11 protein-coding genes are annotated in these 15706 nt (G+C 51.3%); 8 read left to right on the forward strand and 3 right to left on the reverse strand.

What is annotated here, in order from left to right:
* Positions 1–23 precede the first annotated feature (23 nt).
* From P2H89_RS33025 to P2H89_RS33045, 5 genes are all read left to right on the forward strand, one after another.
* Positions 24–1751: a RagB/SusD family nutrient uptake outer membrane protein gene (locus tag P2H89_RS33025; RefSeq protein WP_275835383.1), complete on the forward strand. Its 1728-nt coding sequence runs from the start codon at positions 24–26 to the stop codon at positions 1749–1751.
* Between the two features lie 217 nt (positions 1752–1968).
* A complete protein-coding gene (locus tag P2H89_RS33030) occupies positions 1969–3750 on the forward strand; it encodes an alpha-L-fucosidase (RefSeq protein WP_275835385.1) in 1782 nt (593 codons plus the stop codon).
* A gap of 237 nt (positions 3751–3987) precedes the next feature.
* Entirely contained in the window at positions 3988–5142 is a 1155-nt protein-coding gene (locus P2H89_RS33035; protein WP_275835387.1) for a glycoside hydrolase family 88 protein, read from the forward strand.
* A 186-nt stretch (positions 5143–5328) separates the two neighbouring features.
* Positions 5329–5802: a hypothetical protein gene (locus tag P2H89_RS33040; RefSeq protein ID WP_275835389.1), complete on the forward strand. Its 474-nt coding sequence runs from the start codon at positions 5329–5331 to the stop codon at positions 5800–5802.
* 122 nt (positions 5803–5924) lie between these two features.
* On the forward strand, positions 5925–6338 hold the full coding sequence (locus P2H89_RS33045; RefSeq protein ID WP_275835391.1) for a hypothetical protein: 414 nt from the start codon (positions 5925–5927) through the stop codon (positions 6336–6338).
* 8 nt (positions 6339–6346) lie between these two features.
* Here the strand turns inward: P2H89_RS33045 and P2H89_RS33050 are convergent, their stop codons facing one another.
* A complete protein-coding gene (locus P2H89_RS33050; RefSeq protein ID WP_275835393.1) occupies positions 6347–7396 on the reverse strand; it encodes a histidine kinase in 1050 nt (349 codons plus the stop codon).
* Between the two features lie 296 nt (positions 7397–7692).
* Here P2H89_RS33050 and P2H89_RS33055 point away from each other — a divergent pair, with 296 nt between their 5' ends.
* Together P2H89_RS33055 and P2H89_RS33060 are read left to right on the forward strand one after the other, a co-directional pair.
* On the forward strand, positions 7693–9075 hold the full coding sequence (locus tag P2H89_RS33055; RefSeq protein ID WP_275835395.1) for a T9SS type A sorting domain-containing protein: 1383 nt from the start codon (positions 7693–7695) through the stop codon (positions 9073–9075).
* Positions 9076–9229: 154 nt separating this feature from the next.
* Positions 9230–10243: a LacI family DNA-binding transcriptional regulator gene (locus tag P2H89_RS33060; protein ID WP_275835397.1), complete on the forward strand. Its 1014-nt coding sequence runs from the start codon at positions 9230–9232 to the stop codon at positions 10241–10243.
* 112 nt (positions 10244–10355) lie between these two features.
* Here the strand turns inward: P2H89_RS33060 and P2H89_RS33065 are convergent, their stop codons facing one another.
* A complete protein-coding gene (locus P2H89_RS33065) occupies positions 10356–11894 on the reverse strand; it encodes a glycosyl hydrolase family 28 protein (protein WP_275835399.1) in 1539 nt (512 codons plus the stop codon).
* An 8-nt stretch (positions 11895–11902) separates the two neighbouring features.
* Positions 11903–13429, reverse strand: coding sequence for a hypothetical protein (locus P2H89_RS33070; protein WP_275835401.1), 1527 nt, complete (start codon positions 13427–13429; stop codon positions 11903–11905).
* Between the two features lie 142 nt (positions 13430–13571).
* Between P2H89_RS33070 and P2H89_RS33075 the strand changes: the two genes are divergently transcribed.
* Positions 13572–15692, forward strand: a complete 2121-nt coding sequence (locus P2H89_RS33075) for a hypothetical protein (RefSeq protein WP_275835403.1) — start codon at positions 13572–13574, stop codon at positions 15690–15692.
* Positions 15693–15706 lie beyond the last annotated feature (14 nt).

A 15706-nucleotide genomic window follows, 5' to 3' on the forward strand; every position in this document is an offset into this window, starting at 1 on the left:
TCAAAAAAGCAAAACTGTTCATCATGAAAAAGCTATTTATATACGGCAGCATGGTACTGGCAATGGCTACAGCCGGATGCAGCAAGCTGCTCGAAGAAGAACCTAAGTCGATCCTTACCCCCGAGTTCCTCGGTACGGAAAAAGGGCTTAATGCGGGACTTGAAGCAGCCTACGCAGGCATGCGCAATTATTGGGGTAACCAGGACCTGTTCACCATGACGGTAATAGGTACCGATGAGTTTCAGCGAGGCATTGATGGTAATACCGATATCAATAACTACGCGAGCAATTATACAAACAATAATGGACAAACGCGCAACATCTGGACCAATGCTTACCGCTATCTCAATGCCTGCAATGGGGTCATCTCTTACGCGCCTAAAACAACCATGGACGCAAATACCAAAAAGAAGTTGGTGGCCGAAGCGAAGTTCCTGCGGGCCCAATACTATTTTGTATTGGCACAGTTCTTCAGGGATGTAACCATCTACTCGGAGTTTGTTGATCAGCCACTCACCAGTGCCAAAAGAGATCCGCTGGCCGATGTGTATAAGCTGATCATCCAGGACCTTACCGATGCAATGACCGACCTGCCCGCGGGCCCGCGCAGCAGCAATGTGCAGCCGGGCCGGGCCAGTGCGGCCGCCGCCCGCCACCTCCTGGCAAAAGTATATCTCGCCAAAGCTGGTTCGCCCGCCAAAGCGGCTACTGATTATGAAGAGGCGTATAAGCTGGCCAAAGACCTGATCGATAAGAAAGGTACTTATGGCTTGAGCCTGCTGCCCGATTTTAGAGATGTGCATAAAGAAGGCAATGAGAACAATGCAGAGGTGATCTGGAGTGTCCAGCATACCTCCAACATCGCTTTCAATGGTCCCAATAACAGTGGAGGCGCCGATAATGTACTCAATCATATGTATGTTGGGCAATACGATAAAATGGGCCTCAAAAGAAGCAAAGAGTATGGACGTCCTTATATCCGCTGCGTGCCTACAGCCTGGGTGCTTGATTCCGCATTCAAAGACCGGGTCAATGATACCCGTTATGCTAAAACCTTTCAAACATTGTGGATCGCCAATTCCAAAGACAAGGCCGATATCGAAGCCGTAAAATGGCCCGATCCCTTGCCGCCAGGCGCACCTGCTGGCGCCGTAGCCGGACAACCCAAGATCAAGAATATAGGAGATACTGCCATCTTTATGCCCGGCGTCGATAAAACGAATGCGGAGGTCGCTGCCGCCCCTTATTTACTGATACCTCCCCGCCTGTACGATTCAAGGATAGCGCCTACGGTGACCAAGTATTTCGATAGTAAGAAGGCATCGGTGAACGATCCATCCATCAGACCGGTGATCGTATACCGTTTTGCAGAAACTTACCTCATCGCCGCAGAGGCAGCCCTCAAGACCAATCGCGTAGATGAAGCGGTAACGTATATCAACGCTGTTCGTGAAAGAGCAGCATCTACCGGCAATATTGCCAATATGCGTATTACGGCCGATGTGCTGAATGCCAAAGGCATCGATTTCATCCTCGATGAGCGTACGCGCGAATTGCTGGGTGAAAACCTGCGCTGGTGGGATCTGGTGCGCACAGGCAAGCTCATCGAGCGGGTAAAATTGTACAATGGCGATGCAAAGAACAATATCCAGGAAAGACACATACTTCGCCCAATTCCCCTCGATCAGCTCAACCGGGTGACCACCGGCGAGCCTTATCGGAACGACCTCTATTTCCCTGCGTGGAATTGAGTATAGTTTAGTGAACAACCATCTGGGCCCGTCTGGTTAACACCGGCGGGCCCAGCTATTTGAGGCAAAAGATGGCTGGCTGATCGTAGCGCTGCCAGGGGCTATACAGCTGCTTCTGCCAATAGAGCTTAATAAAGGGCAAACTACTGCAACCTGCAAAAGGCGGGGAGTCTTTCTTTTGCGTAGAAAATAACTACATTTCCGTAATAGAAAGCTCATGTACATCAAACGATTAGCGCTTGCTGCCTTACTGCTTGGCCAACTTACTGCCGCTCACGCGCAGGATGAAATGTGGGATAAGTCTGCATCAGGCCGGCAACATCCCAACATTCAATGGTTCAAAGAAGCCAAATTCGGCCTGTTCATTCACTGGGGACTCTACTCCAAACTCGGCGGAGTTTGGAACAATAAACGCTACTACGGCAGCGGAGAATGGCTCATGAACCAGGCCAAAATTCCCGCCGCAACCTATGCTGCCGAAGCGGCCAATTTCAATCCCGTCAACTTTAACGCCGAAGCCTGGGCTGCTCTTGCCAAAGACGCAGGCATCCGCTACATGGTCATAACAGCCAAACACCATGAAGGATTTGCCATGTATGATTCCAAAGTGAGCGATTTCAACATCGTAAAAGCTTCGCCCTATAAAAAAGACCCCATGAAAGCCCTGGCCAATGCTACGCGTAAACAGGGCATTCAATTTGGTTTCTACTATTCTCAATTCCTTGACTGGCACGAACCCAATGGCGGCGGCAACCGCTGGGATTTTGACGAGTCGAAAAAAGATTATCAACGTTATTACCGGGAGAAGTCAATCCCACAGCTCAAAGAATTGATGACACAATACGGCCCGCTCGGTATCGTGTGGTTCGATATGCCGGGTGGTCTCACCAAACAACAAACGCAGCAGTTGGTCGATAGTCTTCGCATACTGCAACCCAATAGTCTTTTTAGCAGCAGGGTGGGACAGGGGCTCGGCGATTACCGCGATTTCGGCGATTCGGAAGTGCCGCCAGCGCCCATTAATGAAGTGTGGGAGTCGATCTATACCCACAACGATTCCTGGGGTTATATAGAGCACGATATGAACTTTAAGTCACCGCGGGAGATCATTCGCCTGCTGGCCAACGTGGCTTCTAAAGGCGGCAACCTAATGTTGAATGTGGGGCCCGATGGGAAGGGTAATATTCCCTATTATTCGGAACAATACCTCAAGGCCACCGGCCGATGGCTTGCACAGAATGGAGAGAGTATTTACGCTACCTCTTACGGATTTATTCCTGCACAACCCTGGGGCGTTACAACAGCAAAGCCGGGTAAATTATACCTGCACGTACTCGTCCGTCCCCAGGATGGTAAGTTGCTACTGCCCAATTGTAAAGTGGCTGTAACAAAAGTGTACACGCTTATAGGCAAGAAGCCGGTAGCGTTTTCAACAGCCGGTGCTGATGTGATCGTACAGGCGCCGCCGATGGAGGCACAAAGTGCCAACACGGTATTGGTGTTGGAATACAAGGGGGCAACGCCTGCTTACGATGCGGCGGCGCCCGTAACCATATCGGCACAGGTACCTGTTAATACCATAGAAGCTATACACGCCAGCACCAGTGATAGTGCGCGGGTCAAAAGTCTTACCTACAGCCATTACTTTGGCGATTGGAAACATGCGGTATGTGTAACCAATATGCAGGGACCTGCCGATAGTGCCTCTTTTAAAGTACGCATCACCGAAGCGGCCGACTTTAAAGTGATCCTAGAATATGCCTGCGGGACAGAAAGCGCCCGTCAGGAAGGTGAACTGCAGGTAAATGGAAAGCCTTATCTCTTCCGGACATTGCGCAGCTCTGAGTTCGATAAAAGTAATCCGTTGATGTTCATTCAGCATGCTGTGGCGATCACGACGGTCAGTAAGCCCGGTGTGTACACGATTGTGGTGAGACCCCTGCAGCAAGGGAAAGAATTGTTCAAATTGAAAAGCATCAGGCTCGAGCCGGTTCGGTAACGGTGATGCACCCAGCTTGCTAAAATAGCTGAATAGGAAGTAAACACCGCCATCGTTATATTGGGATATAATTAGTCTCTTGCAGTAGTTAAGTTCAGTGCGCAGAATATAGCAAGGTTTACAAATAGCATGAGCAAGCAATTATCACTTAAAAGCTCACTTTACTTAACTGTTATTAAGTAGTGTTGAGTCACCGGTGAAAAACACCGGTGGCTCATTTTTGCACAACTAACAATCATGTCAACAATGAATACAACGATGAAATGCCTGTTCCTCGCCGCTGGTATGGTTACCCTCACCGGCTACGCAGGGAATGCTCAGTCTAAAAAAGAGGCCGGTGGTTTGAAGAACTGGCCCAAAGGCGCCTCTCCGCAGGAAGTAGGGAAGAAGGTGGCTGCACGCTTTGTGGAAGTGCCCCATCCCAATTTCGGCCGCCCGCAGCCGCCCAAAGTGATCACCTATCCCGAAGTATGCGCCTGGTATGGAGCGCTCACCTTTGCCAAGCAAAGCAAAGACAAAGCCCTCACCCAGCAACTGGCCAGCCGCTTCGAACCTTTCTTCAGCACAGAAGCCAGCATGATCCCCAAACCCGATCACGTAGACTATGCCGTGTTTGGCTCCGTGCCGCTGGAACTCTACATGCAAACCAAAGATCAGCGCTACCTCGACATGGGTAAAGGCATCGCCGATAAACAATGGGGACCTCCCGAAGGCCCGCGCGTTAAACCGGAGAGCCATGATTTTTACAACCGTGGCCTCACCTGGATGACCCGCATGTGGATCGACGATATGTTCATGATCACCGCCGTGCAGGCGCAGGCCTATCGCGCCACCGGCGATAAGGTCTACATTGAAAGGGCGGCAAAGGAAATGGTCGTGTACCTCGATTCCCTGCAAAAGCCCAACGGCTTGTTCTACCATGCGCCCGATGTACCTTATTTCTGGGGTCGCGGCGATGGTTGGATGGCAGTAGGTATGGCCGAACTGCTCCGTTCACTGCCTAAAGACAATCCCAATCGCGAACGCATTATGCAGGGATATAAACTCATGATGTCTTCCTTGCTGAAATACCAGGCCGAAACAGGCATGTGGCGCCAGCTGATCGACGATCCGGAATCCTGGGCCGAAACTTCGGCTACCGGCATGTTTACCTTTGCCATGATCACCGGCGTAAAAGAAGGTTGGCTCGATAAGAAAGCTTATGAACCTGCCGCCCGTAAAGCCTGGCTGGCACTTATTACCTATATCGATGAAAAAGGAGATATCAGCGAAGTGTGCGAAGGCACCAACAAAAAGAATGATCGCCAGTATTACCTAGATCGCAAGCGCAATATCGGCGATATGCACGGCCAGGCGCCTGTGCTATGGTGCGCCACCGCTTTGCTGCGTTAACAAATAACGACACAAAAAGGTTGCAGCTGCAACGCAGTTGCCCGCTTGGTACATACCGTTTTTTGATTCTGTTAACACAGGGCAGTCCTCCGGGGCTGCCCTTCGTTATTGAATGGTTATTGCAACATCCGCGCAGTAAACCTTTATACCTCCTTAATGGTCTATTATAGCAAAAAAGGAGTTGTTATGAAAAAGCTGCTATTTGTATTGTTGTCGATCGGACTGGCATTTGGCGCTGCTGCTCAAAAGGTCATCGTGCGCGGGGGAACCCATCATTATGTACGCCCCCACGTAGCAGTAGGGCTCGGATTAGGCTATGGGTATGCTCCCTTTTATCCATATTATGGATTTAACCCCTGGTATGGCCCATCGCCCTATGCGTGGGGATACCCGGCAAGACCCTCCCGCCTGGACCGCACCGTTCAGGATATCAAACAGGACTATGCCGACAGGATCAAATCCGTCAGGCTGCAGGATGATATGACCGGGCACGAAAAAAGGCTCACCATCCGCGACCTGAGGCAGGAACGCGATAAAGCGGTATTGCAGGCGCAAAAGGACTATTATCACCAGCGTTCCGGGAAGAACAGGAGCAACACTCCGCCACAGAACGATAACAATAACAACAACGAAAACAATGCCGGCAGCGACAATAGCTAACAGCTTATTGTTCAGGCAGGCAAGGTGGACCACTCAGGCAGTCCACCTTTTTTGTGTCTGCCCGTATCCCGCGCCATGCAACGGTCATACAACGACGGCTGTCAACCATGAAAACAGTTCATATGCGGCCATATCTAATCGTTGTATTGTTGATATCAGTTATAGGGTGCAGTAAGGACAAAGAGGAAAAGGAAGTTCGGGAGGAGCTTTCGGCAGGTGGAACATTTAAAGGAACCTTTCAGCGGCAAACCAATACCGGTGGCGCCATCGTGCCCATCACGCTTGAATTGAAGGGCAATACGTATAGCGGCAGTGTTGGAGCGCCTGGCTATCGGTATCCCGTTATCGGGAGAGGTTCATTTACTGTTAAAGACAATACGATTAAGTTTCTCGATTCGCTGTATTATACAGCCGATTTTGATTGGACCCTCATCCTGAGTGAGGAATATAAAGCTTCCAGACAAGGTGATTCGATTGTGCTGTCACGTAGTTATGAGTCGAATAGGAAAGATGTTTATAAATTGAAGAAACAATAGGAGAGGCTTTAGATCACGACCTCGTCTTCTACCTTGATCAGCGGCACCACCACGGCAAAGGTTTTCTCATCTTCCTGTACAATGATATCGTCCTGCTTCAATAGCTTGTACTTTTTGACGATATTGTTAAGTCCTACTTTGTTCGAAGAGATCCTTTTCTTTCGCTGAAGATTGTTCGAGATCAGCAGTCGCGGTCCGGCAACTGTGGTGATCATGATCTGCAACGGTCGGTCCTTCAGCATCATATTGTGTTTAACCGCGTTCTCTACCAGCATTTGTAAAGTGAGGGAGGGGATGCGGTACCACACGAGTTCGTCGGGTATATCTATTTCCAGAAAAAGACTCTCGCCATACCGGGTTTTCAGCAAGTGATAATATGATTGGATGAATTGCATTTCCACCCACAAAGGGGCCAGGTCGCTTTCATTATTGCGCAATAGGTACCGGTACACCTTACACATCTCATCGAGGAATTTTTCGGCTTTCGTTGGGTCTTCGCTGATCAGCGAGGAAAGTGAATTGAGGCTATTGAACAGGAAGTGTGGATTTACCTGGGCCTTTAAACTCTCCAGTTGGGTTTGCAGGTTTTCCTTTTTCAATTGCTCGGCTTCGTCAGTTACCTTCTTCCATTTCTCGTAAAATGCAACCCCCTCATGGAAACTGGCCGCCAGCACGGAAGCTCCTGCACTCGAAACGCAAGCCAGCAGTAGGTGCCAGCCGTTCAACTCATAGGCGAAGAAGTGTACCCGGTCATACAGGACGAAGACCAGGGCCACGGTGATCACCGTCACCGCTACATACAGGGCCATGGACAGCAAAACGCGGCGGATAGTTTGATTGTACTTCGGGTAGCGGGCATTCATCACCAGGGCGATCAGTATCTGCAAGTACCAGGAAATAAGGCCAAAGCCGCCCGAAAGCAGCGTCGACCACCAAAAGATACCTGCTCCGGAAAAATACCTTTTTCCGAAAATGCAATAATTGACTAATATGATCACGGGAGGCAACAGCAGTCCGATGATCACCCAGTCTTTTTTGGTGTAGTATGCCAGTTTCATATTGCGGGAGCGCAGGCTAAAATAAACGCCCCTTGCTTGTAATCCTAATTTGCCTGCATGAATTGTGAGTAAACCGGTTCGGATGTAGATCGTGCAGGATGAATTGTGGCGATAGGTGCTCCAGATCTCCGGGGGGTGAAGTATTTCAGTCGTGATACCGCATCTTTCAAACACGCAAATCGTCGTTCTGTCCACTCAAACATTCCCCGTGCAGCGGCATCGACCTGGAGGCTGTCATGCCCACACCACCCTCCGCAGCATGCCTGCCGATTACCTTACCTGAAAATTGATCAAGTATGAAAAGTTTGCTGTTGCCGGCACTCCTGTGCTGGAATGCGCTGGCTGCCGCCCAGGGAGCCCGGTTCGATTCCATCGTGGCGTATCCTGTAAAGCAAAAAGTAGTGGGCCTTAAGGTCGAGGACATCACCGGCGATCGCATACCCGATATCACCGTCATGTACAACGCCAACACGCCAGAATTTGGCATCCTGCAGGGCGTTGTCAATGGCCGCTTTGGCCATGAGCAATCGCACCCCAAACCCATCAATTACCAGCGCTGCGATATAGCCGATTTCAACAAAGATGGTTTTCCCGATCTCGTTATCTCCAGTTACTGGGACAATGGCATCCGGGTGTTTTACGGAAACGCCGCGGGCGATTTCGGCACCGGGATATATTTTGCCACCGGGGTGCACGGCCGCGAAGTGATCTGTACCGATATCAACAAAGATGGCTATGAAGACATCATAACCACCACCAGCGGTTCTGCCCACCTCATCGCACTGCATGTATTCATCAACAAAGGGGATGGAACTTTTCACCCGAGGAAATCCTATCCCTCACAGCTCGATTCCAGCCAGGAAATATTTGTAACAGATAAGAACGGTGACGGCCTGCCCGATATCCTCGTCACTAGCGCTTTTCCCTGGGTGATGTTCTGCTACCAGCAACCTGATGGCAGTTTTGTCGATAAATATCTCGAAACCCAAACCTCCGCCCGCGCCGCTGTGGCCGACCTTAACCTCGATGGGCGCGAAGACCTGCTGTTACTATATTCCTCTTTCGATAATATGCCCGGATCCGATAGCCTGCTCTTATTGATGAATACTGTTGATACCGCCTTTGCCAGGCCGGTACGCATCCCGCAGGTAGGCCCTCATGCCATCAGCGCCAGCCTGCTGAAGGTCGCCGATCTCAACCGCGATGGTTTCCCTGATCTGGTACTCAACCAGATTGACGGGGATGGAGCCCCTGCAGATACACTGTTCTACCTCGCTGGCAGGTCCGATGGTGGCTTTCAATCACCGGTTAAGCTACCCATGCCGGCCAATGTGCTCCAGTTGCAGCTCGCCGACATCAACAATGACGGACTTATCGATCTGGTAGCCGCCTGCGACGACAATACGATATACATGCTGTTTAACACTGGAGAGGCCGGCAACAAGGCCGGCAAGTTGCACTTGTACCCCAACCCGTCGTCCAATTACCTGTATGTGGGCGAGTTGGGCGAGGGCCAACACCAGATCGCTCTATATAATGCCGCTGGTATGTTGTTGCATACCTACACATCCGCAAATTTGCTTTTTCACTGCAGCGTCGCTCATTTGCCCGCTGGTATTTACCACCTGGTGGTGAGGGACGGGCAGGGAAGAAGAACAGTCAGCTTCAGGAAGCTATAGGAGCCTGGTTCAGAGATTACAGCAGTGTTTCATAATGGATCAAAGCTCCTGATTTTCGGAAATTCATGGACGGTTGCCAGCCTTTTGCAGAACCGTTTCCGGAAACATTTGCGTACCTTTAGTCCTGCGTGATAGCACTAAAGCACTCTCTGTTATGGAACCTGTAAACCTCAAGCGGTTGGCGAAAGAGCTCAACCTTGCCATATCTACCGTATCCAGGGCCCTGCGCGACAGTTACGATATCAGTCCCGAAACGAAGAAGCGGGTATTCGAACTAGCCCAGCAACTCAATTACGAGCCCAACCCATACGCCAGTAGCCTCCGCAAGCAAAAGAGCCGCACGATTGCCGTCGTGATACCCGAGGTGGCGAACAACTTCTTTTCACTGGCCATCAATGGCATTGAATCCATCGCCCAGGAAAAAGGTTACCATGTTCTGATCTATCTCACGCACGAAGATTTTCAGAAAGAAGTGTCCATCACCCGCCACCTGCAGAGCGGGCGCGTAGATGGAATACTGATGTCGGTATCGGCCAATACAGAAGATACCAGCCACATCGTTGAATTGCACAACAAAGGCGTACCCATCATCTTCTTCGACCGCGTTTGCGATGCCATCGATACCTCCCGCATCACTACCGACGACTACGATAGCGGATTCAAAGCCACCGAACACCTGATCCAGAGTGGCTGTAAGCAGATCGCCTACCTGTCGTTCTCACAACACCTGTCCATTACGAACAAACGCATGCGGGGTTATCTCGAAGCCCTCGAGCATTACAATATTAAGCCAGATAGAAAATTGATCATCCAATGCAGCAATGACAACGGAGAAAGCTATCCGGTGCTCAGGAAATTGCTGACAGGTAAAAAACGGCCCGATGGTATTTTTGCATCTGTAGAGAAGCTGGCCATTGCCAGTTACCATGTTTGTGAAGAATTGAAAATATCCATACCGAAAGATATCAAGGTGATCAGCTTCTCCAACCTGGAAACAGCCTCCCTCCTCAATCCATCGCTCACTACCATCACGCAGCCCGCATTCGATATCGGGAAGAAAGCGGCGTCGGTACTGTTTCGCTTGCTGGAGAAGAATAAGCCCGCCTATGGTTCCGAAACCATAGTCCTCAATTCAGCCTTGATACCAAGAGAGTCTACGAGGAAATAACTAACGTAACACCGCTATTAAACAGCAGCCGCAGCCGCCGCGCATGACCGCCGCGAAGGCTACAGTGCGAAGGTGGTCAAGTTTCCACATTACACAACAAGGTGAAAGCAGATCAAAGATCCGCTTTCACGTATTTGGCTTTGCTGGTCTTAATGCCCTTGCTCGCTTCGCCCTCCGTTTTTACAAAAGCAGCCGCCTTGCCTTTTACGGTAAAGCCGCGTACCACGGCACCCCGTACATTTTCAAATCGTACGATCGATTCGGTGCCGGCACTGGCCGAAACCTGCCAGTCGGTAAGTTCAATCTGTTCGCCATCTTCCGCGATGAAAGCAGGGCGTAGGTCGGGCGACGAAAGGTGAAAGCGGATATTTTTGAGTTTCAAACCTTTTACATGACGGGCCCAGATGCCATACGCAGGGATCAATGGCCCAAAAGTCTTTACCTCGGGATATTGATCGATCGCTTCCGGCACCGCATGGTGGGCTTGCTCAGCCGTGCCGCCACCGGCCAGACTGATCTCTATATTCTCCAACGTTACATTGTTGATCGTGTGCCCCGGAACACCGGTAATTAGGATGCCCGAAGGAGGCTTCAGTTGCGCATCGGCAGCCGCTTCTGCCTTCACATTGCGGATCACCACCTGATCAAAGCTGCCGGTTGGTTGTTGTGTATCCTTTCCTTTCCGGAAAACAGTCAGGCGCGATCCAAGGCGCAGCAACATCGGCGTGCGCACATTCTTCATGGTAATGTCCGAAATATTTACGCGGCGCAGGTGTGCGCCGTCAACTGTTAGCAGTTTGATGCCGCCGTTGCGTGTGTCGTAAATATCGCAATGCGAAATGTTGATGTCTTCAAAGGGCGCCATCGATTCAGTACCCATCTTAATGGCAGCCTGGTTGCTCTTTAAACGCAGCCGCGTAACGGTAATATCCTTACAGGCCATGGTGCTTGATGTAGTCTTGAAGCACAGCGCATCATCTCCGCTTTCCACATCGCAGTCGCGTATCTGCACGTTCTGGCAGCCGTCGATGTCCATGCCATCGTTGTGCGCCACACCATGGCTCACGATCTTCACCTGCTCGATCAGGATCTGCCTGCTTTGGAAATAATGAGAGGTCCAGGCAGCTGCATAATACAGCGACACACCCCGCACCGTTACGCCGGTGCAACGCACAATGCGCAGCAGGAAAGGCCGACGTCCCCAGATCTTCGCTTCACCCCTGGTATCGGTTAATACATGTTGTGCTTTCAGCTTAGAGCCTTGTCCGTCTATAGCACCTTCTCCTTCAATACCGATATTTTTAGCATCTACTGCCACCAGCAATGCCCAGCCCACATCGATGCCCAGCCCATCCATAAACGGATCGATGTTATCGTAGTGGTTGATATCGGTGCTGCCCAGGATCAACGCATCTTTTTGCAGTAGCAAGGTTACATTGTCTTTGATCACGATGGTGCCGCTCAGGTATTTTCCTGCCGGGAAGATCACCTTGCCGCCACCTTGCTTTGTGCAGGCATCGATGGCTTGTTGAATGGCTTTAGAGTCGAGTGTAGTACCATCGCCGGTGGCACCAAAGTCCTTCACGTTTACGTCTGCTGCATAACCATGCAGGCATAAGATGCTGAGCAGTAAGAAGAGTGTTCCTTTCATAAGACTTATTATCGTTGTTGTCTTGCTTTTAATTGCGCCTGGTAGAGGGAAGCAGGTTGAAGGCCTTCCTGGTTCTGTCCTTCCCACTCGCCATCGGGCCTCCCTTTCAGGCGGCCTGCTACCTTTTCGCCTCTTGTGCCGATGCTGTAGTTCTTGCCCGAAGCCCACGGGCTTTGTACAGCCGCTTTCTTAACCGTACAATTCCACAATACCTGCGTAACACCGGCCCATCCATGGCCGCTGCCCCAGTTGCCCCGGTCCTGGACATTGATCTCTCCATCGGTCACGATATTGTCGTACAGGGTGCCTACCGCCCAGCGGTGGTGCGGACCAATATCTGCATGCGTATTACGGGCCTTGCAGTTGTAAAACACATTGGGTCCCAGCGTACGGGCTCCGGTCACATAATCGTGACGGCCTTCCGTGGTTTCGCAATTCATCACCAGGTTACACTGGCCATTGTTGCAGAAAGAATAGCGACGGCCGCCGGTGATCTTGGATTTCGCATCGAAGCACTTGCTGTCCTGTACTGTGAAGAACCGGGCGCTACCGCCAATGTTCACACAGGAATAGCCAAAATAACGGGAGGTTACCTGCGTCACCCATCCATGTTCGGCGCGGTCGATATTAATGGCATCCCAGGCATGGTTTTCGGCCGTGTCACTTTCGTATACGGATTCCATATACAGGTTCTCTATACCTACGTTGTTGATCCTGCCTTCGAAAGCATAGCGGTAGGTCTCGCCGCCTCCATACTGCGCATCCAGCGCTTCCATTACCGGGTTATCGATATATACCTTGTTGCCATCGATACGGGTGATCACACGTTCAAACTCGAGGGAGTATTCAGCAGGCTTCCATTGTTTCGTGCCGCCCCGGTCTTCGATCTGGTCCATTTTATTATCACGTATCCATTGCTCGCTGCCCGGCCGGCACAACATCACCGCGTCACCGGCTTTCAGTCCTGCGGTACTCGCTACCTGGAAGCTAAAGCTGCCTACGGGTACATAAGCGTCAGTAATTTTGATCCGCTCACCGGTAGCCTTTGCTTTACCGCTGCCGCTGATGTCAATGAGCGGTTTTTGATTGTTTGCCGTAGCGATCAGCTTGGTGCCGGTTTCTGTGTTGCCTTCACCACGCAACACAATACCACCGGCATTGATCTGCAGCGTAACAGGAATATTGTAACTGCCTTTCTTTAGCAGAATTGCGCCCCGGTAGCCATTCTTGTCGGGTTGTTGCTTCGACAAGGCATCGATGGCCTGTTGTATCTTTTGAGCCGCATCGTTCGAAGGGCCAATGGTAGTCACCACCGGCAAAACAGGTATCACCTTGTCGCCCTGGTAATAACCCACCCGGCTGAAGTCGGGAATCGTGTTGCCCCTGGCATCGGGCGTATAAGTGAGTTTTCCTTTGTTGTCGGCTTGCACGAATTTCGATTGCCAGCCGAATGAACGGCTCACAGTAAAGGCCATCGTGGCCAATGAGCCAACGGCAAACAAAGTCAGGTATTTTTTACGGATCATAGCGGGCATATAGCATGGTTTAAGAGTTGAAAGTAAGCACAAAAAACACATACCTTCCGCCCCTTGCCAGAATAGGTGAATGCTTTGCCAAAAATGCCGGCCATCATCGATGGTGATTTGAACGAATTTTACGAACAGGTAATAACAATACATGAAAATGAACGATTCGCTTCAGTTACAACAGGCCGCTCGCAACGTTGCAAAGCCTGTACAGATAAAGAACCACCAGACCAGAAGATTCCTTGTCAACACAATGGCGGCGGCCTTTTTGTTGTCGCAGCAACTCACGGCACAAACCCCGCAGCAGCTGGATCGCTGGGCCATACAAGCCGATGGAAGTATCCTGTGGAGTGTTAACGGCCGCTTACCGCACCGCGATCACATAGAGATGAGCGGAGAGAAAGTCTCATACTGGGTGCAGTACGGGGTAGATACAGGCGGCAGATTGTCGCTCAACCGCACCATGGTATATCCATCCTTCCGTTTACTGCCCGAGCGCACCATCGCCAGCATGATGTACAATGTAACCGACAATGACCTGCCCCGCATTCTCATCAATGATAAGTTGTTGCGGGCCGGCGTTTACAACGCCTCCGTGGCAGAGGACATGCCCGAGCAGGTTGTGAGCATCCGTCACAAAGGCATCATGGAAGTACAAAGCCTCATCGGAAAAAACAAAGACCTGTTACTGAAGCGTACCTTGTATCCCTCCGTCGATAAACCCATCGCCTTGGAGAAAATGGTATTCGTGAATACTGGCAAACAGCCGGTAAAAATAGAAATGGAATACCTGCAACGCGTCGTGAAGCCAGCAGCCGAACGCTCCAAACCCGCACAGCATAGCTTCATCATTTCAACCATAGGAGAGGGGCTCAAAACCGTGGCGCCTGGCGATTCCGCTGTCTTTGCACTTGCCTATCAGGCGGTGCGAAACAATGAGCAGGGGGTAACCGCCAACATACAAAGTGAAGAACAGGCGCGCCGCCAGCGGGTGGCAGGCATACAATCACTGCTGCGTCTCGAAACGCCCAATGAAATGTTGAACACGGCATTCGCCTTTGCGAAGATCAGGGCCACGGAAAGTATTTACCTTACCAAAGGAGGTTACCTCCACGGTCCCGGTGGTTTGCGTTACTATGCCGCTATCTGGGCCAACGACCAGGCCGAATACATCAATCCATTCTTCGCCTTCCTGGGTGATGACATTGGCAACAGGTCCGCCATGAATGCTTACCGTTGGTTTGCCCATTACATGAACCCGGATTACAAACCCATCCCCAGTTCCATCATATCCGAAGGTGATGGCGTATGGCACGGCGCCAAAGACCGTGGCGATATGGCCATGATCGCCTATGGCGCCGGACGTTATGCGCTGGCCTACGGCAACATCGATTCGGCAAAGGTGCTGTGGCCCCTCATCGAATGGAGCCTTGAATACCTGCGCCGCCAGCTCAATGAAAGTGGTGTGCCGCGCTCCAACAGCGATGAACTGGAAGGCCGTTTCCCGGCCGGCAAAGCCAACCTCAATACCAGCATCCTCTATTACGATGCCCTGCGCTCGGCAGCCATGCTCGGCAAACAGTTGTCACTGCCCAAAACGCAATGGCAGCAGTACCAGCAAGAGGCTACCACCCTGCGTACCAACATCGACCGGTATTTCGGCGCAACGGTAGATGGGTTCAATACCTACCGGTATTATGAAGGCAACGATACCCTCCGCGCCTGGATCTGCTCACCCCTCATTGTTGACCTGTTCGAACGCAAAGAAGGCACCATCGCAGCACTCTTCTCCCCCCGCCTGTGGACCGACGACGGACTGGCATCGCTCGCTGGCAATAAAACGTTTTGGGATCGTTCCACGCTCTATGCCCTGCGCGGCGTATTCGCAGCAGGCGAAACACAAAAAGCATTCGACTACCTGCAATATTACTCACGCCGCCGGCTGCTCGGCGAGCACGTGCCGTACGCGGTCGAAGCATATCCCGAAGGCAACCAACGCCACCTCTCGGCAGAGAGCGGCCTTTATTGCCGCATCTATACCGAAGGTATGTTTGGTATGCGGCCTACCGGTTTCCGCAGTTTTGATTGTACGCCCCGCTTACCGGCTGCCTGGAACCAGATGGCGCTGCGCAACGTACAGGCATTCGGCGCCACCTTCGATCTGGAAGTAAAGCGCATGGCAGGCAATAAGCTCGAAGTGATCACTACAAAGGCCGGCCAGTCGAAGAAATATACGATCAAAGACGGTGCTACCTTGTCTGTCACCATTTGATCGCACCAGTCACG

The organism is Paraflavitalea sp. CAU 1676 (assembly GCF_029223285.1).
In the GTDB taxonomy this organism is placed as follows: domain Bacteria; phylum Bacteroidota; class Bacteroidia; order Chitinophagales; family Chitinophagaceae; genus Paraflavitalea.